Here is an 18827-nt window from a genome sequence, read left to right on the forward strand (position 1 = left end):
GGGCTGGACACCCTTCATCGAGCGGATCCGGCCACCGTGCCCCGGTGGGGGCCCCGGCTCGGGGAGGCGCATCGCCTGGCAGGCGCGCAGCCCAAGCTGCGGCAGATCCTCGAGGCGCTGCCGCAGACGCTGTGCCATCACGACGCAGTCGGCGCCAACGTCCTGCGATCTGAGGACCGGACCGTCCTGATCGACTGGGAGTCGGTGGGGCCGGGGCCTGTGGGCGCCGATCTCGCCTCCCTGCTCTTTGCCTCGGCGCGGCGGGGCGATGCGTCCGCGAGGGTGGTGGCCGCCACCGTGGAGGATGCCTTCGAGGCCTACGTCGAGGGACTTCGGGTGGAGCGGCCCGCCGTCGACGTGCCGCTGGCTCGGCGGGCCCTGGATGCGGCGATCGCCCTGCGGTGGAAGCTTGCCGCCGATGTTGCTTCGGCCATCGAGCGCGGTGAGACACCCCGCCGAGGAAGCATGCCGAACGAGTCACCGATGCAGTCCCTCGAGGAGCTCTCGATCCTCGTGCAGGTGCTGCTCGACGCCGCCCACCGCGCGCTCGAGGAGGAGCGCCGGACCGGGCTCGGAGTCGTGGCCGAGGGGCCTCCGCTCGAGGAGTATCCGGACGGTCCGCACTGCGGGCAGGGGCGACGCCCAGCCGCCTGACGAGGCACCCTGAGGGCCACAGGCAGCGTCGCCCGACTCGAAGGACTCAAGACCATGAAGCTCACCGGATTCATCACCGACGGCGAACGGCACATCGGCAGCATCGACGGCGACACGATCCGCGACCTCGGCACCGCGCGCGAGTTCTACGCGGACGTCGTCGCAGGCCTCAAGAAGACCGGCGGGCAGGAGTATGCCGCGGGCGACGTCGAGCTCGCGCCAGCCGTCCCCGAGACGTCCCGCATCTTCTGCGTGGGCATCAACTACGCCAGCCACGCCGCGGAGTCCAAGTCACTCGCCGGCCTCGACCAGCCGCCGGCACCGATGATCTTCGGCCGCTGGGAGCAGTCGCTCGTCGTCGACAGCACGCCAGTTCCCTTGCCTCCCAAGGAGGAGGGCCTCGACTGGGAGGTCGAGCTCGCCGTCGTCATCGGCACCGAGGGTTGGGAGGTCACCCGCGACTCGGCCTACGACCACGTCCTCGGGTATGCCGCGTTCAACGACCTGAGTGCCCGCACCAAGCAGCTCGAGACCGCGCAGTTCACCCTCGGCAAGAATGCCGACAAGACCGGCCCCATCTCCCCGGTCGTGACCGCCGACGAGGTCGGCGACATCTCGCGCGGCCTGCGCGTGACCACCGAGGTCAACGGCGAGGTGATGCAGGACGGCAACACCAAGGACCTCATCAACGACGTGCCGCGGATCATCGAGTACATCACCGACACGGTGACCCTCCTGCCCGGTGACGTCATCGCCACCGGCACACCCGGAGGTGTCGGCGCCGGTCGCAAGCCCCCGGTCTTCCTCAAGGACGGCGACGAGGTCGTCGTGACGGTGGAATCCGTTGGCTCCGTGCGGAATCCGATCGTCCGCCGATGAGGGTGCCGCGCCGAGAACGGATGAGCCGTGTGGGTGGGTCCGCTGCAGGGCGCGGGCCCACCCACACGACGATCGGGGTCAGCTGCGCTGCGGCAGCTGCTGGAGCGACCACTGGTTGCCGTCAGGGTCGCTGAAGTGCGTGAACCGGCCCCACGCCAGGTCCTCGACGGCGGTGGCCTCGACACCGCGCTCCACGAGGTAGTCGTGGGCGGCATCGGCGTCGTCAACGACGATCTGGATGTGCTGGGTCTGCCCCTCGGGCAGCATCTGCAGGTTGGTGCCGAAGCAGAACGACGCGGCCGACCCCGGCGGCGTCACCTGGACGAAGCGCAGGCCCTCGACCGGTGTCTGGTCGTGGTCGATGTTCCAGCCGACCTTCTCGCCGTAGAACTCGCGGGCACGGTCGACGTCGCTGACGTTGATCGGGATGAGCTCGATCCGGAAGTCCATCACTGCCTCTTTCCTCGTGGGGCCGCCACGGTGGCGGCTCTGGGAACGACGCTAGATGGCCTTCCGGCCACTTCCTGACCGGTATCCCGTGCGGTCGCCGGGCGCACTCAGTGGTCGCCGACCGTCGTGGCACGCAGCTCCTCGACGATGCGTCGCTCGCGGATCTGCAGTGCCGGCCGGTCGACCGGTGCACAGACGCGCAGCCGGTCCTCGAGCTCGGACAGCTCGGTCAACAACTGGCGGACGGACCGCCCGGAGACGGGAGCGGTGTCGGTGGACGCAGCCATGGGGACTTCCTCGGTGACGAGTTCGAATGGCCCCACTGCTTGACGCCGGTTCGATCGTCGCCCGACTTGTCCGTCCTGTCAACGCGAGCGCCGCGGCCCGGCCTAGGGTGAACGGCATGGCCGAGGACCTCTGGGCGCGGCTCGCCGGGCCGTTCGCCGACGACGCCTACGCGACGGTGAAGGGGCACGTACGCACCCGGGTGATGCACGCGCACCTGGTCGAGCACCTGCCGGCTCCCCCGGCGCAGGTCCTCGATGTCGGCGGCGGCGCCGGCCACCAGTCGTTCCCCTTGGCCGCGATCGGCTACGACGTCACCCTGCTCGACTCGTCGCCCGCCATGCTCGACAAGGCACGTCAGCGGCTGGAGCTGCTCCCCACCCACGTGCGCGACCGGGTGAGGCTCGTCGAGGGAGACGGGCTCGACGCGGTTGCCGCCGTCGAGGGCGAGCGCTTCGACGCGGTGCTGTGTCACGGGGTGCTGGGTTACCTCGACGCGCCGGAGCCGATGGTCGACCAGCTGTGCCGCTGCGTGGCCGACGCTGGCGTGCTGTCGATCATGACGGGCAACGCCCACGCAGCTGCCGTCCGTCCCGCCATGGAGCAGCGGTGGCAGGACGCCGCGCGGTCCTTCGACGCGCGCACCGAGGTCGGTGTCCTGGGGGTGCAGGGTCGCGCGGACACCGTGGAGGAGCTGAGCGACCTGGTCGCCGAACGGGGCGTGGATCCCGTTGCCTGGTATGGCGTTTGGCTCTTCGTCGACTGGCTCGAGTTCGCCGGGGTCACCCTCGATGCGACCGACGAGGCCACGGTCGCTGCGACCGTCGCGACCGAGCTGGAAGCCAGCCGGCGTGACCCCTACCGCGGGGTCAGCCGGGTCTTCCACCTCGTCGGACGCAAGCCCTAGCCACGAGAGCCGACGAGGGGACTTGAACCCCTAACCCCCTGTTTACAAGACAGGTGCGCTGCCAATTGCGCCACGCCGGCACGACCCCGGCCGAAGCGGCAGGGTCGGCGCACGATGCTACCGGCGCCACGGCATACCGAAAGAACCGGCGGAACGACGTGCAGTCGCCACACCCGGCCGGACGGGCGACGAGGCCCCACGCACGAATGGCGTGGGGCCTCGTCGGCACTGCCAGTCACAGCGCCCGTCAGGCGGGTCCGTGCAGACGTCAGCGAGCGTTGAGGTAGCTCTGCAGCGTGCGGACCGTGGCGCGGTCGAAGGAGTGCGCACCGTTCTGGTGGGCACCGATCTTCTTCTGCAGGGCGCGCATGGTCTTCGGGCCGACGATGCCGTCGGGGGTCGAACCGACCTTGCGCTGCAGCGCCTTGACATCGGTGCGCGACAGCGAACCGTTCGCCGAACCGCCGACCCAGCGCTCGATGGCCGCGTTGGTCTTCGGGCCGCGGATGCCGTCGACCACCAGGTTGACCGGCGTGGCCGTGCGCGACGACGTGGGCGCCGTGCGGACGCTGGAACGCGAGGCGGTCGCCGCGGAGGCGGTCGAACCGGCGTTCACGGCACCACCGTTGGCCTTGGTGAGGCCGGCGCGCTGGCTGCAGACCGGCCACGCGCCGGGGCCCTGCACCTGCAGCACCTTCTGCGCGATGGTGATCTGCTGCGCCTTGCTGGCGAGGTCGGCGCGCGGGGCGTAACGCCCGCCGCCGAAGCCGTTCCAGGTCTGGTTGGTGAACTGCAGGCCGCCGTAGAAGCCGTTTCCGGTGTTGATCGACCAGTTGCCGCCGCTCTCACAGGCGGCGACGCGGTCCCAGACCGTGCCGGCGGCCGAGGAGGACGAGGCGGTGGCCACACCACCGGCGACGGTGGCCGCACCGGCGATGGCGACACCGGCCAGGCGACGTGCGACGGGCTTTCGCTTCCGAGCAGAGTGCTTCGGGGCATAGAACATTGCGGGGGGATTTCCTTCCTGACGGGCGCCTTCGGGGTGAGCTGTCGGGTTCGGGCTGTCAGGTGCCCGGCCGGCCGGAGCCGGCTTCACCCCGAGGCCGCGTGAACGGCCAGAGGTGGGTCCCCCGTCCTCGTCGTGCCCGGAGCGGATCTCCGGCGTGACACTCACCTGACGAGGCTCGGCGCGGTGAGCGTGCAAAAGCGGTTGGGTATGCCGTGTGAACTTGTGAGAGCCGCGCCCCGGGAGAGACGCGACCTCACCACGGTAAGGAGCGAAACCGCAGGTCACAAGCCAATCGGCGAAATCTTCACAAATCACTCGCGTCCCAGGGGTGACGCCTCCCCAGCGCAGACCCAGCCACCGCGCAGCCACCATGGGGCGCCGGTCCAGCCGCCGCCCAGCGGGCGCCACCGGATCAGCGGCTGCGCACCCGCCGTTTCTGCACCATGCGGTGGTCGAACGGGGCGGCGAGGAACTCCCCGAACACGCTCCCCGCCGCGATCGCGAGCAACGTGGCCATCGCGCCGAGCAGGGTGGTGATGCCGCCCTGCTGGGTGAGCGTGCCGGCATCGGCGCCCGACCCGAACAGCTGGTAGAGGCCGCGGAAGATGGCCAACCCGGGCAGCAGCGCATAGCTGGCCGGGACGATGAGCACCATCGCGGGTGCCCCCAACCGCAGCGCCACGAGGCGACCAGCAGCCCCCAGGACGACCGCGGCGACCCCGGCGCTGGCGATGAGGCCCGCCCCCTCCACGCGCGACACGAGCAGCGAGACCACGGTCGCGGCCAGCGACAGCGCACCCGCCGGAAGCACGAGCCGGCGGCGGCTGCGCAGGCTCACCGCCCCCGACACGCCCACGATGGCGGCACCCACCATGGCCAAGGCGAACGGCGCGTCCGCCGCTCGCGACGACAGGATCGACGGCGCGCCCAGCTCCAGGTCGAGCACCCGGCCCAGCTGAAGCGTCACCGCCAGACCCGTGGCGACGCCGAGGATGATCGCGGACGTCGTGAGTAGCACGCCGAAGACTCGCCCCGCCCCCGTCACCGAGTAACCCGAGATCGCGTCCTCGAACGCCGACGCCATGACCCGCCCGGGCAGCAACACGGTGATCCCGCCGGCCACCATGAAGGCGAACTCCGTCGACGACACCGGCAGCCAGCTCTGCGCCCCCACCGCGAAGGCACCCCACGCGAGCACCGTCGCGAGGAAACCGCCGAGGGCCGACTGGTAGAACTCCGGCACCCCGAACCGGCTGAGCTTGCGCACGGCATACCCGATGAGCAGCGACGACACGGCCGACACGACCGCCGCCACGACACCCGCACCGAGCATGAGCGCGATGGCCCCGCTGGTCACCGCTGGTGCGCCACGCACCACCCAGCGCGGCCAGAACCGCGGCGCCCGCCGGATCTCGCGCAGCCGCGCCGAGGCCGCCTCGCGGTCGTACTCGCCGCCCACGAGCTCCTCGACGAACTCGTGCACCGCCACCAACCGGGCGAAGTCGCGTGTCGACGAACGCACCACCCGCAGCATCGTGATGGGCACCCCGGACGGCGTCGTGCACTGCACGAGCAGTGACTGCAGGGTGATGTCGACCTCGAGGTTGTCCAGGCCCGCCGCCGCCGCGACCGCCACGACCGACGCCTCGACCTGGGGCGCGTCGGCACCGCAGCGCAGCATCAGCTCGCCGACCCGTAGCGCGAGGTCCAACGAGGCCCGCGCTTCGCGCTCCTCGGCGACGGCCTGGCGCACCTTCGCGTTGCGGTAGGGCGTGTTCCGCAGCGTCTCGACCATGGGCATGGTCTCGGTCATCTCCTCGCCACGCCAGATGCGGCTCTGGCGCAGGACGGGGCGACGCCGGTGCGGGTGGGAACGGTCCTCGGCCATCAGCCCGCGGTGACCCCAGCCGGCAGCAGGGCGGTGGGCGCCTGGGTGGGCCACCAGTCCGGCGCACCCGCGCGTTGCACGGCCAGCACGACGCAGGCCGCAGCCACGACGAGGAGCAGCCCGACCACGATCCGGGTGGCGGTGGGACCGCCGGCGACACCGCGCACGATGCTGCGCGAGCCACGCCGCAGGCCCGAGCCACCCGGACCCCACCAGGCCATGAGCCCGGCCAGCAGCGCGCCGACCGCGAGGGCCGGGGCTGAGTTCGGGTGCGGCGAACCGCCCGTGAGCGCGACCATGCCGAGGGCGGCGCTGAACACGGCGCACACCCCCACGACGACGGGCAGCAGGGCACTGACGACGGTCGCGAGCGCGCCCACCACGAGGTGCCACGGGCTCGCGACCACCGCGAACGGCACGTCGCTGCGTCGCCTCCCCTTGGCGTACCGCCGCAGCACCAGGGACGTCACGGACCGGTCGGCCGTCCGTGCCGCCCAGCACCACAGCAGCGCGACCGCGGCCGCGACGACCGGGTATGCCGCTGCGGCGGCCACCAGCGCGACGAGCAGCGCGAAGATCGTGCCCGTGCGGTGGGGGCGGCCAATGCGGGGGTCGGGCTGACCGGGGTCGCCGTCCCAGGCAGCCTGCCAGTCGGAGACGTCGCCGCCGTCAGGGCCCTCGCCCGGCCAGGGCTCGAGGTCCTGGCCCGCGGGGTGCTGCCACGGCGGCTCGCCCGTGGGCGCACGCGTCGGTGTGGGCGCCGGCGCGAAGTCGACCAGGGGGGCGGGCGCCGCGACAGCGGGTGCCACCGGCGGCCGGTCGAACCGGTTCGTCGCGGGGTGCTCGATCACCTGGGTGTGGCGTGCGGGCGCGCCGACAACCTGGGTCGCCGGCTTGCCCTGCGCGTATCGCTCCAACGCATCGAGCACCTCGTCGGCGTCGGGGCGCTGGTGCGGCTCGGGTGACAACGCGGCATACAGGAGCGGGGCAAGGCGGGGGTCCACGCCGGTGAGGTTGGGCTCGCCCTTGCTCACACGCGACAGCACGAGGTCCATCGGGCCGCGCCCGAAGGGCGGGGCGCCGCTCGCGGCGAAGGCGAGGGTCGCGGCCCAGCCCCACCAGTCGGTGGCCTCGGTCACCGGGGCGCCCTCGACAACCTCCGGCGACAGGTAGCCGGGGGTGCCCATGACGAGCCCGGTCATCGTGATGCGGACGTCGTCGGCGACGTGGGCGATGCCGAAGTCGATGAGGACCGGGTCGCCGTCGACGAGCAGCACGTTGCCGGGCTTGAGGTCGCGGTGGATGACGTCGGCGGAGTGGATGACGTCGAGTGCCTCGGCCAGCCCGCGGCCCAGCTGGTGCAGCTCCGGTCCGGTGATGGGGCCGTGGTCGCGGACGACGTCGTCCAGGGGCGGGCCGGGCACGTACCGCGTGACGAGGTAGGGCCGGTCGCCGTCGAGGTCGGCGTCGATCACGGTGGCGACGCGCTGGTCCTCGATCCGCTGCAGGACCGTCACCTCGCGCGCCAGCCGGGTGCGGGCGTCCCTGTCGTGGGCCACGTGCGGGCGCAGCAGCTTGAGCGCGACGGCGCGCCCGTTCGGGTCGAGGGCGAGGTGGACGACGCCCATGCCGCCCTCGCCCAGCTCCTGGATCAGGCGGTAGGGACCGACGCTCGGGTGCGAGGGCGCGGCCGTGCCGCCGTCCTCGCTTCCCGCCATCGCCTCGGTCGTCACGTTCCTACGGTAAGCGAGGCGGGGCGTCGCGTCGGTGAGGCGTCCCGGCGGCGGCCGGGTTCACCCTGGGTATGCCGCGTGGCCGGCTTACTGCTGGATGTAGCCGACGAGCTGGTCGCGTTCGGCCTGGAGCTCGTCGATGCGGTGCTTGACGATGTCACCGATGCTGACGATCGCCTCGAGCTTGCCGTCGACGACGACCGGCACGTGCCGGATGCGCATGTCGGTCATGGTGCGGGCGAGCTCCTCGACCGGCACGCCGAGATCGCTCGTGCGCACATCCGAGGTCATGATCGAGGCGATCGAGGCGTCGACGACGGATGGGCCGTCGCTGTGCAGGTGGCGCACGATGTCGCGCTCGCTCACGATGCCGGAGACCCCCTCGCCGTCCTCGCTCACGACGACGGCACCGATGCCGTGGTCGGCCAGCAGCTGCAGCAGCGTCCCGACGGTCTCGTCGGGCTTGACGGTCACGACCCCGCCGCCCTTGCGGCGCACCACGTCCGAGATCTTCATGTTCAGACGGTAGACCGGTCGCCGGGTCACCGCCAGAGGGAGCCGCATAGGGTGGGACGTGACGGCCCCCTGCGCCGGGGCGGAGCCGGAGCACCCGTGGAGTTGATGACCCGTGTCCCCCAGCAAACGTGCCTTCGACCTCGTCGTGGCGGCCAACCGGTTGCCGGTCGACCGGGTCGTGTCCGCCGACGGTGAGGTCTCGTGGCGCACCAGCCCGGGCGGCCTCGTCACCGCGATGGAGTCGGTCATGCGCGACCGCGACGGAGCGTGGGTGGGGTGGGCCGGCGAGGCGGGCGAGGCGCCGGAGCCGTTCGAGGAGCAGGGCATGTGGCTGCGGCCGGTGGCGCTGTCCGAGGACGAGGTGAAGCAGTACTACGAGGGCTTCAGCAACGACACCCTGTGGCCGATCTACCACGACGTCATCGTCGGTGCGTCGTTCCACCGGCAGTGGTTCACCCAGTACGAGAAGGTCAACCGGCGCTTCGCCGAGGCCATCGCCGAGGTCGCCGCCAAGGGCGCCACCGTGTGGGTGCACGACTACCAGCTCCAGCTCGTGCCGGGCATGGTGCGCGAGCTGCGCCCGGACGTGCGGATCGGCTGGTTCGACCACATCCCGTTCCCGCCGGTGGAGCTGTTCGCGCAGCTGCCGTGGCGGCGGGCGATCCTCGAGGGGCTGCTGGGTGCCGACTACCTGGGCTTCCAGCGGGTGGCGGACGCGCAGAACTTCGTGCGCGCCTGCCGCCAGCTGCTCGGGCTGCAGACCCGTGGCGACACGGTCAGCGTCTCCCGCGCGGACGACTCCCGCCGCGTGCGCGCCAGCGCCGTCCCGATCTCGATCGACTTCAAGGGCCTCGAGGCTCTCGCCAAGGAGCCCGAGACCAGGGCCCGGGCCAAGGAGATCCGGGAGTCGCTCGGCGACCCGGAGACGCTGCTCCTCGGGGTGGACCGGCTCGATTACACGAAGGGCATCGGGCACCGCATCAAGGCGTACGGCGAGCTGCTGGCCGAGGACAAGGTGGCCCCGCCCCGGGAGGTCTTCGTCCAGGTCGCGACACCGAGCCGGGAGCGGGTCGAGGCCTACCAGCAGCTGCGCGCCGAGATCGAGGGCGAGGTGGGTCGGCTCAACGGCGAGTTCAGCCGCATCGGCGCCCCCGCCGTCCAGTACCTCCACCACTCCTACCCGCGGCGCGAGATGGCGGCGCTGTTCCTCGCGGCGGACGTCCTGCTCGTGACACCGCTGCGCGACGGCATGAACCTCGTCGCCAAGGAGTACGTCACCTGCCGCTACGACGAGGGCGGCGCGCTGGTGCTGTCCGAGTTCACCGGCGCCTTCCACGAGCTGCACCAGGCGTTCGTCGTCAACCCGCACGACATCGAGGGACTCAAGCAGGGCATCATGCGCGCCATCGAGACGCCCGACAAGGAGAAGCGCCGGCTCATGCGCGCGATGCGTCGACGCGTGGCGGACCACGACGTGCAGCGGTGGGCGGCCCGGTTCCTCGAGAACCTCGCCAGCGCCCCCGAGCGCCCCGCACCCGCCGCGCCGTCGTCCCGTGGCGGCCGCTCGTGACCGTCTCGTCGCTGTTGTCGAGCGCCCTGGCAGAGGCGGCTGAGGCCGGATCCCTGCTGGTGGCAACGGATTTCGACGGCGTCCTCGCCCCGCTCGTGCTCGACCCGTCGACCTCGCGCCCCTTGCCCGGGACCGTCGACTCGCTGCGTGGGCTGGCTGCACAACCCGGCACGTATGCCGCGGTGGTGAGCGGTCGTGACCTCGCCAGCCTCGGTGCGCTCACCGGCCTCGCCGACCAGGGCGAGGTCACGCTGATCGGCAGCCACGGCGCGGAATCCACTGCGGCACAAGGCGGCTCATCGATGACCCCCGAGCAGCGCGACACGCTCGACCGGGTCACCGCCGAGCTCGAGGCGCTGATGCCGGCCCACCCCGGTTTCTGGCTCGAGCACAAGCCGACCGCCGTCGTGGCGCACACCCGGCGCATGTCGCCCGACGCCGCCCCCGCGGCCGAGGCGGCGGCGCTCGAGGTGACCACGCGGCATACCGATGTCCATGTCCTGCACGGGAAACAGGTCGTGGAGGTGTCCGTCGTGCAGGCCGACAAGGGCACGGCACTGACCGGGTTGCGCGAGGCGCTCGGCGCCGACGCGCTCGTCTACTTCGGCGACGACGTCACCGACGAGCACGTCTTCACCCGGCTGGGCGACGGCGATGTCGGTGTCAAGGTCGGGGACGGCGAGACCGCGGCCCGCTGGCGCGTCGACTCCCCCGAGGACGTCGCGCAGGCCCTCACCCTCCTGCTCGAGCGCCGCGCCCACCGCTGACGCCCGTCGGTAAGTCACCCAATTGGACGATGGTTGACGTCAACGATCTTCCAAATGGGTGACTTACCGACGCAACGGGCGCCGCGCCCACCGCTGACCAGGCCGGCGACTCACTCAGCGGCGCACCGGCGCAGCCGCCGTCGAGCCGCGCACGACCAGCTCGGGCCGGAAGACGTACTCGCCGCGGGCCACCTCCTGGCCGTCGATCTCGTCGAGCAGGGTCTGCACCGCCGCCTCGGCCATCGCCTGCACGCTCTGGCGCACCGTCGTCAGCGGCGGGTCGGTGAAGGCGATGAGCGGGCTGTCGTCGTATCCCACGACCGACACGTCGTCGGGCACCCGCCGGCCCGACCGGCGCACCGCCCGGATGGCCCCCAGCGCCATGAGGTCCGACCCGCACACGACTGCCGTGCACCCGCGCTCGATGAGCCGCGCGCCCGCCGTGTCGCCACCCTCCACCGAGAACAGCGTCCGCTCGATGAGCTCCTCGACGTCGTCGCGCCCGAGCAGCTCGCGCATCGACCGGCGAAACCCCTCGATCTTGCGGATCACCGGCACGAACCGCTCGGGCCCGACGGCCAGCCCGATCTGCGTGTGCCCCAGCTGCACGAGGTGCGACAGCGCCAGCTCCATCGAGGCCACGTCGTCGTTGCTGATGAACGGCGCGTCGATCGCCTCGTTGAACCCGTTGACCAGCACCAGCGGCAGCCCGCGCTCGCGCAGCGCGGCATACCGCGACGGGTCGGTCGAGACGTCGGCGTGCTGCCCCGAGATGTTGATGATCCCGGCGACGCCGCGGTCGAGCAGCATCTGCACGTACTCGTCCTCGTGCACCCCACCCGGCGTCTGCGTGCACAGCACCGGCGTGAAGTGGTGCCAGGCCAGCGCCGTCTCGATGATCTGCGCGAACGCCGGGAAGATCGGGTTGGTCAGCTCCGGCACGATGAGGCCGACGAGGTCCGCAGTCTTGCGCTTGAGCCGCGACGGCCGGTCGTAGCCCAGGATGTCGAGCGAGGTCAGCACCGCCTCGCGGGTCGCCTCGGCCACGCCCGGTTTGCCATTGAGCACGCGGCTGACGGTCGCCTCGCTCACCTCGGCGTGGGCGGCAATGTCTGCCAGCCGTGGCTTCATGGCCGCAAAGTTAGCAAGGTGCTGCAAGAACTTGCAGGCGACTCCGCGGCATACCTCGCCCTGGTCGCGTGCCGACGAGTACGCGAGGGTATGCCGCGAGCCCGCCTCCGTGCCCACCGGCACGCCCACCTCCGCATGGTGGGCGTGGCTGGCGCTTTCGCCGCTGGTCAGCGAGGATGAGCACACCCGGGGACACCGATGTCGTCGGGGGCACCACCTTTACAACGGATCGTCCGGCACGTTCCTGCCGGTGAAGGAAGAAGGCAAAGACGCCATGGCAACGGTGAAGTACGACGAGGCAACGCGCCTCTACCCGGGCAACGACAAGCCCTCGGTCGACCGACTCAACATCGACATCGAGGACGGCGAGTTCCTCGTCCTCGTCGGCCCCTCTGGAAGCGGTAAGTCCACCGCGCTGCGCATGCTCGCCGGCCTCGAAGAGGTCAACGGCGGCAAGATCTGGATCGGTGACCGCGACGTCACCAACCTCTCGCCCAAGGACCGCGACGTGGCGATGGTCTTCCAGAACTACGCGCTCTACCCGCACATGAGCGTCGCCGACAACATGGGCTTCGCGCTCAAGATCGCCGGCGTCGACAAGGCCGAGATCCGCAAGCGCGTCGAGGAGGCCGCCAAGATCCTCGACCTCACCCCCTACCTCGAGCGCAAGCCGAAGGCCCTCTCCGGTGGCCAGCGCCAGCGCGTCGCGATGGGCCGCGCGATCGTGCGCAGCCCGCAGGTGTTCCTCATGGACGAGCCGCTGTCGAACCTCGACGCCAAGCTCCGCGTCCAGACGCGCACCCAGATCGCCTCGCTGCAGCGCCGCCTCGGCGTCACCACCGTCTACGTCACCCACGACCAGGTCGAGGCCATGACGATGGGTGACCGCGTGGCGGTCCTCAAGGACGGCATCCTCCAGCAGGTCGACAGCCCGCGGCGCATGTACGACCACCCGAACAACGTCTTCGTCGCCGGCTTCATCGGCTCCCCCGCCATGAACCTGCTCGACGTCGAGGTGGCCGACGGTGGCGTCAAGGTCGGCGGGTCGACCGTGCCGGTCGAGCGCGACCTGCTCAGCGGCGCGTCCGGCAACCAGGTCACCCTGGGCCTGCGCCCCGAGGACCTCGAGCTGTCCAGCGACGGCCAGGGCATCCCGGTCACCGTGGACGTGGTCGAGGAGCTCGGCGCCGACGCCTACATCTACGGCTCGACCAAGGCCTCGCAGCACGTGGACGACGACGAGGATGGCGACGCCCCCGAGAAGCCGTTCATCGCCCGGGTCGACGGTCGCCGGCCGCCGCAGAAGGGTGAGACGGTGCACTTCGCCCCCAAGCAGGGTCACGTGCACGTGTTCGACGCCACCACCGGTGAGCGCCTCGGCGACTGAGGACATCAGCTCGTATGCCGCGTGGCCGGCTCCCGCTCGGGAGCCGGCCACGTCGGTTTCCCACCCAAATGGACGATCGTTGACGTCGGTAACCCACCCAATTGGAAGTTCGTTGACGGTCCGACCGCTCCACCGTCCCTGACTGGAGGCCGAGTTCACCATGGCCCTGTCCATCACGGCTTCGCGTCCCGACCCGGCGCTGCTCGACCTCCCGTGGGACACCCCGCTCGAGGACTGGCCGGAGGAGTACCTCGCGGCTCTCCCCCGCGGCATCTCCCGCCACGTCGTCCGGTTCGTCAAGCTGTCCGGTCGCGTCCTGGCGGTCAAGGAGATCAAGACCGTCCTCGCCGAGCGCGAGTACCAGATGCTGCGCCTGCTGCGTCGCCTCGACCTGCCCACCGTCGAGCCGGTCGGCGTGGTCAGCGGCCGGGTCGACAAGGCCGGGGAGCCGCTCGACGCGTGCCTGCTCACCCGGCACCTGCAGTTCTCCCTGCCCTACCGCGCGCTGTTCAGCCAGAGCCTGCGGCCCGACACCGCGACCAGGCTCATCGACGCCCTCGCCGTGCTCCTCGTCAAGCTCCACCTGGCGGGGTTCTGGTGGGGCGACGTCTCCCTCTCCAACGCTCTGTTCCGCCGCGACGCAGGTGCGTTCGCGGCATACCTCGTCGACGCCGAGACCGGTGAGCTGCACCAGTCACTCACCGACGGCCAACGCGAGCACGACCTCGACATCGCCCGCGTCAACATCGCCGGCGAGCTGATGGACCTCGAGGCCGGCGGCTACCTGCCCGAGGGCGCCGACCCGATCGAGATCTCGACCCAGATCGTCACCCGCTACACCGAGCTGTGGAACGAGCTGACCGGGCCGGAGCGCTTCGAGCAGGGTGACCGGTGGCGGGTCGACGAGCGCATCCGACGGCTCAACGAGCTCGGCTTCGACGTCGACGAGCTGTCCATCTCCACAGACTTCGACGGCACGCAGATCCAGATCCAGCCCAAGGTCGTCGATGCCGGCCACCACTCGCGGCGACTGCTGCGGCTCACCGGCCTCGACGTCGAGGAGAACCAGGCCCGGCGCCTGCTCAACGACCTCGACGCCTACCGCGCGGCGAACGACCGGCAGAACGAGGACGAGGAGATCGTCGCCCACGACTGGCTGGCCAAGGTCTACGAGCCGATCACGCGGGCCGTGCCGCGTGACCTCGCGGGCAAGCTCGAACCCGCCGAGCTGTTCCACGAGGTGCTCGAACACCGTTGGTACATGAGCGAGCACGCCGGCCGGGACGTGCCGCTCGAGGACGCCATCGCCGACTACGTGTCGACCGTGCTGCCCAGCAAACCCGACGAGATGGCGGTGGTCGGTGTCGACACGGTCGAGATGCCGGTCGTGGCGATGTTCGACGACGACTGAGGCAATCCCTGACTCCTCACCCCTCCGGTCGCTAGGGTGGCCCCGGCAACTCACCGACCGAGGGGACGACACGTGAGCACCGACGACGAAGCCACCCGCCGCCGCGCGGACCTGCAGCCGGGCGCGCAGGACGCGTTCGCACCGCCACCGCCTGCCGCGCCTTCCGCCGGCGCCGGGCACGAGCAGGGCGGGTATGCCGCGTCGCCGCCGCCCGCATCGTCGCCGCCGGCGTCGCCGGCAACGGCGCCCGCCTACCAGGGCGCCTACGGAGCCGGCGCCCCGCAGTACCAGCAGGCCTACACGCCGACGACGCCGTACGCGAGCTGGCTCCAGCGCGTGGGCGCCCTCCTCATCGACAGCCTGCTCCAGCTGATCGGGATGCTCCCCTACGGCATCGGGATCGCGCTGCTGGTGGCTGGGTCGCCGACCACCGACTATGACAGCTCCTCCGGGACGTCCACCACGCTCGACGACGGCAACACCGGCCTCATGGTGGCCGGTGGGGTCCTGATCGTGGTCGGCTTCCTCGTGATGTTCGGCATCAACTGGTGGAACCGCTGGCTGAAGATGGGCCGCACCGGGCAGAGCGTCGGCAAGAAGGTCATGGGCATCACCCTGGTCGAGGAGCGCACGGGCCAGCCGATGGGAGCCCTCATGGCGTTCGTCCGCGACCTGGCGCACTTCCTCGACGGCATCTTCTACATCGGCTACCTGTGGCCGCTGTGGGACCCCAAGCGGCAGACCTTCGCCGACAAGGTGTGCAGCACCGTTGTCCTGCAAGGAAATCCGGACCAGGTCGTCCCCCAGCGCTGATCCGAAGGGGCGGCCGGCCTCAGGCCGGTGACAGCCAGGTCCAGCCGGGCACGTTGCGCAGCACCCAGAACGCCAGTACGCCTGCCAGCAGGCTGTAGAGCAACCACGCGGGGGCGACGTAGGTGCGGGGTTGCCCCAGCCACCGGCGCCGCACCCACACGACGAACGCGACCGCGAAGCCGACGACGGTCAGGACGGTGAACGGGTTGCGGGCCAGCGCGGTCGCGACATCCAGGTGGGCGAGGGCGTGGATGGCCCGCAACGACCCACAGCCCGGGCACCAGTAGCCGGTGGCGGCGAGGAACGGGCAGGTCGGGTAGTGGCCGGCCTGGTTGGGGTCGACCGCCCCGACGAACGCCACGGCTGCCACGGCTCCCGCTGCGGTGGCCGCGGGTAGAGCGACGCCGCGCCAGCCCCGTGTCGTGGGGGCCGGCGCGGCGTTGACGATCGTCACTGCGACAGTGTCGCAGACGGGCTCACATGGAGCCGCTGGTGTCCAGGTTGGGCAGGACGAACACGGCGTAGATGATGCCGCCGATGAGGCCGACGACTGCCGAGGCGATCGCGAACTTCTTCGCCTTCTCCGAGGAGGCCACGGCGCCCGCGTGGTCACCGGAGGCCCACTTGCCGTTCACCTGGGCCGCGAAGACGATCGAGGCGACACCCAGCGGGAGGCAGCACAGGATCGTGCTGAGGATGGCCCACACGAGGTAGTTCTTCGGCGGCTGGCCACCACCCATGGGCTGGTTGTAGCCGGGAGCCGGCGGCGGGGTCGCCCCACCGGGCGGGGTGGTGCCACCGCCGGGCGGCGGGGGCGGAGGCGTGCCGTAGTCAGACATGGTGTCGAGTCCCTTCGGTTATCGAGCCGCTCCCCCTCGGGCGCGACGCCGCCGAACCTACCGGATCGAAGGCCTCTGCGTGGTGTTACCCCACCGACCGTTGCCGCGCGATCTCGTAGAGGACGACGCCCGTCGCGACGCCCGCGTTGAGCGACTCGACCGCCGACGACATCGGGATCGACACGACCTGGTCGCACGTCTCGCGCACGAGGCGCGACAGCCCCTTGCCCTCCGAGCCCGTCACGATGACGAGCGGTTCGCCGGCGAGGTCGAGCGCGGGCAGCGCCACGTCGCCGTCCATGTCGAGCCCGAGGATGAAGAACCCTGCCTTGCGGAAGTCCTCCAGGGCACGCGTCAGGTTGCTGGCCATGGCGACCGGCACGCGGGCGGCAGCGCCGGCCGACGTCTTCCAGGCACTCGCGGTCATGCCGACCGAGCGACGCTCCGGCACCACCACACCGTGCCCGCCGAAGGCCGCCACAGACCGCACGATCGCACCGAGGTTGCGCGGGTCGGTGATGCCGTCGAGCGCCACCACGAGCGGGATGCCGGGTGCCTCCGGGTCGATGAGGTCGCGCGGGTGCGCGTACTCGTACGGCGGCACCTGCACCGCAAGCCCTTGGTGCACAGCGCCATCGGTGAGCCGGTCGAGCTCACCGCGCGGCGTCTCCAACACCGGTATGCCGCGTGACGTGGCCGTCGCGAGCGCCTCGCGCACGCGGTCGTCGGCGTCGATCCGCCCGGCCACGTACATCGTGGTCACTGGCACCTCGGCGCGCAGCGCCTCGACGACGGCGTTGCGCCCGGCGACGACCTCGCTCGAGTGCTTGCTCCGCCGGCCGCCGCTGCTGCCGCCACGCCCACCCGAGCCACGCGAGCCAGTACCACTGCCGGACCCCGCGCGCTTGGCCGCGGCCTTCGCCTGCTTGTGCGCCTTGTGGTACGGCCGGTCCTCGGCCCGCGGTGTGGGGCCCTTTCCCTCGAGCCCACGGCGCCGCTGGCCACCGGAGCCGACCGTGGCGCCCTTCTTGCTGGTGCCCTTGCGGACCGCGCCCTTGCGCTGGGAGTTCCCTGCCATCAGCTCGTCTCTCCGTCGCGTCGCGCAAGCGACCAGTTGGCCCCCGAGGGGGTGTCCTCGATCTGGATGCCCGCGGCCGCGAGCCGGTCACGGATCTCGTCGGCCGTGGCGTAGTCGCGGGATGCGCGCGCCTGCGCCCGCGCCTCCAGCTGGGCCTGCACGAGCGCGTCGAGGGCGTCGAGCCCCTCGCCCGCACCCGCGTCGTTGCCGCCGCCCCACTGGGGGTCGAGCGGGTTGATGCCGAGCAGGTCGGTCATCGCGAGCACCGCCCGGTATGCCGTCGCCAGCGCCTCGTCGTCGCGCTCGTCGAGCGCGGTGTTGCCGGCGCGCACCGTGTCGTGGACGACCGCGAGCGCGGAGCTCACGTTGAGGTCGTCGTCCATCGCCGCGGCATACTCCTCGGGCACGTCGGCGGGGTCGGGCGTGGTGGACGTGCCGTCGGGCAGCGCCCGCAGGGCGCGGGTGAGGAAGCCCTCGATCCGCGCCACGGTCGCCTCGGCCTCACGCAGCGATCCCTCGTGGTACTCGATGGTCGAGCGGTAGTGCGCGGCCGTGAGGTAGTAGCGAATCGCCAATGGGCGCGCGACCTTCGTGACCTCGGAGATCAGCAGGCTGTTGCCGAGCGACTTGCTCATCTTCTCGCCGCCGACGGTGACCCAGGCGTTGTGCAGCCAGTAGTTGGCGAAGCCCAGACCCGCCGCGTGCGACTGAGCCTGCTCGTTCTCGTGGTGCGGAAACCGCAGGTCGACGCCGCCGCCGTGGATGTCGAAGGAGTCCCCGAGGTACTTGCGCGCCATCGCCGAGCACTCGAGATGCCAGCCGGGGCGACCATCGCCGAAAGGCGTTGACCACGAAGCGGATTCGGGCTCGGACTCCTTGTGCCCCTTCCACAGGGCGAAGTCGCGAGGGTCGCGCTTGCCCCGCGGGTCGGCGTCCTGCGCGGCCTCCATGTCGTCGATCTTCTGGTGCGTCAGCGAGCCGTACTCGGGGAAGCTCTGCACGTCGAAGTAGACGTCACCGCTGTCGTCGCGCGCCGGGTAGGCGTGGCCCTTCTCGACCAGCGTCTCCATCAGCGTGACCATCTCGGGGATGTGCCCGGTCGCGCGCGGCTCGTAGGTCGGGGGCAGGACACCGAGCGCCCGCAGCGCGGCCGAGGTCGCGACCTCGTTGCGGTAGGACAGCGCCCACCACGGCTCGCCGGCGTCGGCCGACTTGGTGAGGATCTTGTCGTCGATGTCGGTCACGTTGCGCACGAGCGTCACGTCGTAGCCGTAGCGCCCCGCCAGCCACCGGCGCAGCACGTCGAACGCCACCGCGAACCGCACGTGCCCGATGTGCGGCTCGGCCTGGGTCGTGAGCCCGCAGATGTAGATGCCGACCTGGCCCTCGTGCAGTGGCTCGAAGGTGCGCAGCTCGCGCGCGGCGGTGTCATAGAGGCGAAGACTCACGCGCGCAAGGCTACCTGCGCGGGGGCGCCCTCACCGACGGCGCGGGTATGCCGCGTGGCCGG

Annotated in this window: 19 protein-coding genes, 1 tRNA gene and 1 riboswitch; of the genes, 8 read left to right on the forward strand and 12 right to left on the reverse strand. The window is 71.3% G+C overall.

Translation table 11 applies throughout. The features are described 5' to 3' along the window. Positions 1-36 precede the first annotated feature (36 nt). Positions 37-654 carry a phosphotransferase gene (locus tag HJG52_RS12750; RefSeq protein WP_171243920.1) on the forward strand — a complete coding sequence of 206 codons (618 nt, stop codon included), beginning with the start codon at positions 37-39 and terminating at the stop codon, positions 652-654. A 54-nt stretch (positions 655-708) separates the two neighbouring features. Further along, complete coding sequence (locus HJG52_RS12755) at positions 709-1533, forward strand: fumarylacetoacetate hydrolase family protein (RefSeq protein ID WP_171243921.1); 825 nt, start codon at positions 709-711, stop codon at positions 1531-1533. A gap of 78 nt (positions 1534-1611) precedes the next feature. On the opposite strand, the gene HJG52_RS12760 is transcribed toward HJG52_RS12755, so the two are convergent. Further along, entirely contained in the window at positions 1612-1983 is a 372-nt protein-coding gene (locus HJG52_RS12760; RefSeq protein ID WP_171244165.1) for a VOC family protein, read from the reverse strand. Positions 1984-2090: 107 nt separating this feature from the next. Continuing rightward, on the reverse strand, positions 2091-2270 hold the full coding sequence (locus tag HJG52_RS12765; protein ID WP_171243922.1) for a hypothetical protein: 180 nt from the start codon (positions 2268-2270) through the stop codon (positions 2091-2093). Positions 2271-2386: 116 nt separating this feature from the next. Between HJG52_RS12765 and HJG52_RS12770 the strand changes: the two genes are divergently transcribed. Beyond that, positions 2387-3175 carry a class I SAM-dependent methyltransferase gene (locus HJG52_RS12770; protein WP_171243923.1) on the forward strand — a complete coding sequence of 263 codons (789 nt, stop codon included), beginning with the start codon at positions 2387-2389 and terminating at the stop codon, positions 3173-3175. A gap of 7 nt (positions 3176-3182) precedes the next feature. Here the strand turns inward: HJG52_RS12770 and HJG52_RS12775 are convergent. The 5 genes from HJG52_RS12775 to HJG52_RS12795 all read right to left on the reverse strand — a co-directional run bounded on the left by HJG52_RS12775 (position 3183) and on the right by HJG52_RS12795 (position 8321). Continuing rightward, positions 3183-3255: transfer RNA gene (locus HJG52_RS12775), tRNA-Thr, on the reverse strand. Between the two features lie 188 nt (positions 3256-3443). Then, positions 3444-4181 (reverse strand): transglycosylase family protein, encoded by a 738-nt coding sequence (locus HJG52_RS12780; RefSeq protein ID WP_171243924.1) that lies wholly within the window; start codon positions 4179-4181, stop codon positions 3444-3446. 9 nt (positions 4182-4190) lie between these two features. Beyond that, a riboswitch (cyclic di-AMP (ydaO/yuaA leader) is annotated at positions 4191-4349 on the reverse strand. 247 nt (positions 4350-4596) lie between these two features. Further along, positions 4597-6072 carry a threonine/serine exporter family protein gene (locus HJG52_RS12785; RefSeq protein WP_171243925.1) on the reverse strand — a complete coding sequence of 492 codons (1476 nt, stop codon included), beginning with the start codon at positions 6070-6072 and terminating at the stop codon, positions 4597-4599. Next, the gene (locus tag HJG52_RS12790) at positions 6072-7805 is read right to left on the reverse strand and encodes a serine/threonine-protein kinase (protein WP_346767727.1); all 1734 of its coding nucleotides are present in this window, start codon (positions 7803-7805) and stop codon (positions 6072-6074) included. The genes HJG52_RS12785 and HJG52_RS12790 overlap by 1 nt, the downstream gene beginning before the upstream one ends. A gap of 87 nt (positions 7806-7892) precedes the next feature. Next, the gene (locus HJG52_RS12795; RefSeq protein WP_171243926.1) at positions 7893-8321 is read right to left on the reverse strand and encodes a CBS domain-containing protein; all 429 of its coding nucleotides are present in this window, start codon (positions 8319-8321) and stop codon (positions 7893-7895) included. A 112-nt stretch (positions 8322-8433) separates the two neighbouring features. Between HJG52_RS12795 and HJG52_RS12800 the strand changes: the two genes are divergently transcribed. Together HJG52_RS12800 and otsB are read left to right on the forward strand one after the other, a co-directional pair. Next, the gene (locus tag HJG52_RS12800; protein WP_171243927.1) at positions 8434-9891 is read left to right on the forward strand and encodes a trehalose-6-phosphate synthase; all 1458 of its coding nucleotides are present in this window, start codon (positions 8434-8436) and stop codon (positions 9889-9891) included. Continuing rightward, positions 9888-10658, forward strand: coding sequence for a trehalose-phosphatase (gene otsB, locus HJG52_RS12805; RefSeq protein ID WP_346767728.1), 771 nt, complete (start codon positions 9888-9890; stop codon positions 10656-10658). The genes HJG52_RS12800 and otsB overlap by 4 nt, the downstream gene beginning before the upstream one ends. 114 nt (positions 10659-10772) lie before the next feature. On the opposite strand, the gene HJG52_RS12810 is transcribed toward otsB, so the two are convergent. Further along, complete coding sequence (locus HJG52_RS12810) at positions 10773-11789, reverse strand: LacI family DNA-binding transcriptional regulator (protein ID WP_171244168.1); 1017 nt, start codon at positions 11787-11789, stop codon at positions 10773-10775. A 274-nt stretch (positions 11790-12063) separates the two neighbouring features. Here HJG52_RS12810 and HJG52_RS12815 point away from each other — a divergent pair, with 274 nt between their 5' ends. The 3 genes from HJG52_RS12815 (at position 12064) to HJG52_RS21310 (ending at position 15400) form a co-directional block, all read left to right on the forward strand. Next, a complete protein-coding gene (locus tag HJG52_RS12815; RefSeq protein ID WP_171243928.1) occupies positions 12064-13176 on the forward strand; it encodes an ABC transporter ATP-binding protein in 1113 nt (370 codons plus the stop codon). Between the two features lie 160 nt (positions 13177-13336). Further along, positions 13337-14587 carry a DUF4032 domain-containing protein gene (locus HJG52_RS12820; RefSeq protein ID WP_171243929.1) on the forward strand — a complete coding sequence of 417 codons (1251 nt, stop codon included), beginning with the start codon at positions 13337-13339 and terminating at the stop codon, positions 14585-14587. 72 nt (positions 14588-14659) lie between these two features. After that, positions 14660-15400 carry an RDD family protein gene (locus HJG52_RS21310; RefSeq protein WP_171243930.1) on the forward strand — a complete coding sequence of 247 codons (741 nt, stop codon included), beginning with the start codon at positions 14660-14662 and terminating at the stop codon, positions 15398-15400. Positions 15401-15419: 19 nt separating this feature from the next. Here the strand turns inward: HJG52_RS21310 and HJG52_RS21685 are convergent, their stop codons facing one another. From HJG52_RS21685 to cysS, 4 genes are all read right to left on the reverse strand, one after another. Beyond that, complete coding sequence (locus HJG52_RS21685) at positions 15420-15854, reverse strand: DUF2752 domain-containing protein (RefSeq protein ID WP_206070551.1); 435 nt, start codon at positions 15852-15854, stop codon at positions 15420-15422. A 22-nt stretch (positions 15855-15876) separates the two neighbouring features. Next, positions 15877-16239, reverse strand: a complete 363-nt coding sequence (locus HJG52_RS12835; RefSeq protein WP_171243931.1) for a CD225/dispanin family protein — start codon at positions 16237-16239, stop codon at positions 15877-15879. An 85-nt stretch (positions 16240-16324) separates the two neighbouring features. After that, positions 16325-17317 (reverse strand): 23S rRNA (guanosine(2251)-2'-O)-methyltransferase RlmB, encoded by a 993-nt coding sequence (gene rlmB, locus HJG52_RS12840; protein ID WP_171243932.1) that lies wholly within the window; start codon positions 17315-17317, stop codon positions 16325-16327. After that, positions 17317-18765 carry a cysteine--tRNA ligase gene (gene cysS, locus HJG52_RS12845; protein WP_171243933.1) on the reverse strand — a complete coding sequence of 483 codons (1449 nt, stop codon included), beginning with the start codon at positions 18763-18765 and terminating at the stop codon, positions 17317-17319. Before cysS ends, rlmB begins: the two co-directional genes overlap by 1 nt. Positions 18766-18827: the final 62 nt, after the last annotated feature.

Origin of the sequence: Knoellia koreensis, assembly GCF_013041615.1 — a bacterium.
GTDB classification, from domain to species: domain Bacteria; phylum Actinomycetota; class Actinomycetes; order Actinomycetales; family Dermatophilaceae; genus Pedococcus; species Pedococcus koreensis.

Coding starts and splice junctions, on each gene's coding strand:
- HJG52_RS12785 (WP_171243925.1), bottom strand. CDS start 6,072: ATGGCCGAGGACCGTTCCCACCCGCACCGGCGTCGCCCCGTCCTGCGC.
- HJG52_RS12765 (WP_171243922.1), bottom strand. CDS start 2,270: ATGGCTGCGTCCACCGACACCGCTCCCGTCTCCGGGCGGTCCGTCCGC.
- HJG52_RS12770 (WP_171243923.1), top strand. CDS start 2,387: ATGGCCGAGGACCTCTGGGCGCGGCTCGCCGGGCCGTTCGCCGACGAC.
- rlmB (WP_171243932.1), bottom strand. CDS start 17,317: ATGGCAGGGAACTCCCAGCGCAAGGGCGCGGTCCGCAAGGGCACCAGC.
- HJG52_RS12810 (WP_171244168.1), bottom strand. CDS start 11,789: ATGAAGCCACGGCTGGCAGACATTGCCGCCCACGCCGAGGTGAGCGAG.
- HJG52_RS12835 (WP_171243931.1), bottom strand. CDS start 16,239: ATGTCTGACTACGGCACGCCTCCGCCCCCGCCGCCCGGCGGTGGCACC.
- HJG52_RS12820 (WP_171243929.1), top strand. CDS start 13,337: ATGGCCCTGTCCATCACGGCTTCGCGTCCCGACCCGGCGCTGCTCGAC.
- HJG52_RS12760 (WP_171244165.1), bottom strand. CDS start 1,983: ATGGACTTCCGGATCGAGCTCATCCCGATCAACGTCAGCGACGTCGAC.
- HJG52_RS12755 (WP_171243921.1), top strand. CDS start 709: ATGAAGCTCACCGGATTCATCACCGACGGCGAACGGCACATCGGCAGC.
- HJG52_RS12780 (WP_171243924.1), bottom strand. CDS start 4,181: ATGTTCTATGCCCCGAAGCACTCTGCTCGGAAGCGAAAGCCCGTCGCA.
- HJG52_RS12815 (WP_171243928.1), top strand. CDS start 12,064: ATGGCAACGGTGAAGTACGACGAGGCAACGCGCCTCTACCCGGGCAAC.
- HJG52_RS12795 (WP_171243926.1), bottom strand. CDS start 8,321: ATGAAGATCTCGGACGTGGTGCGCCGCAAGGGCGGCGGGGTCGTGACC.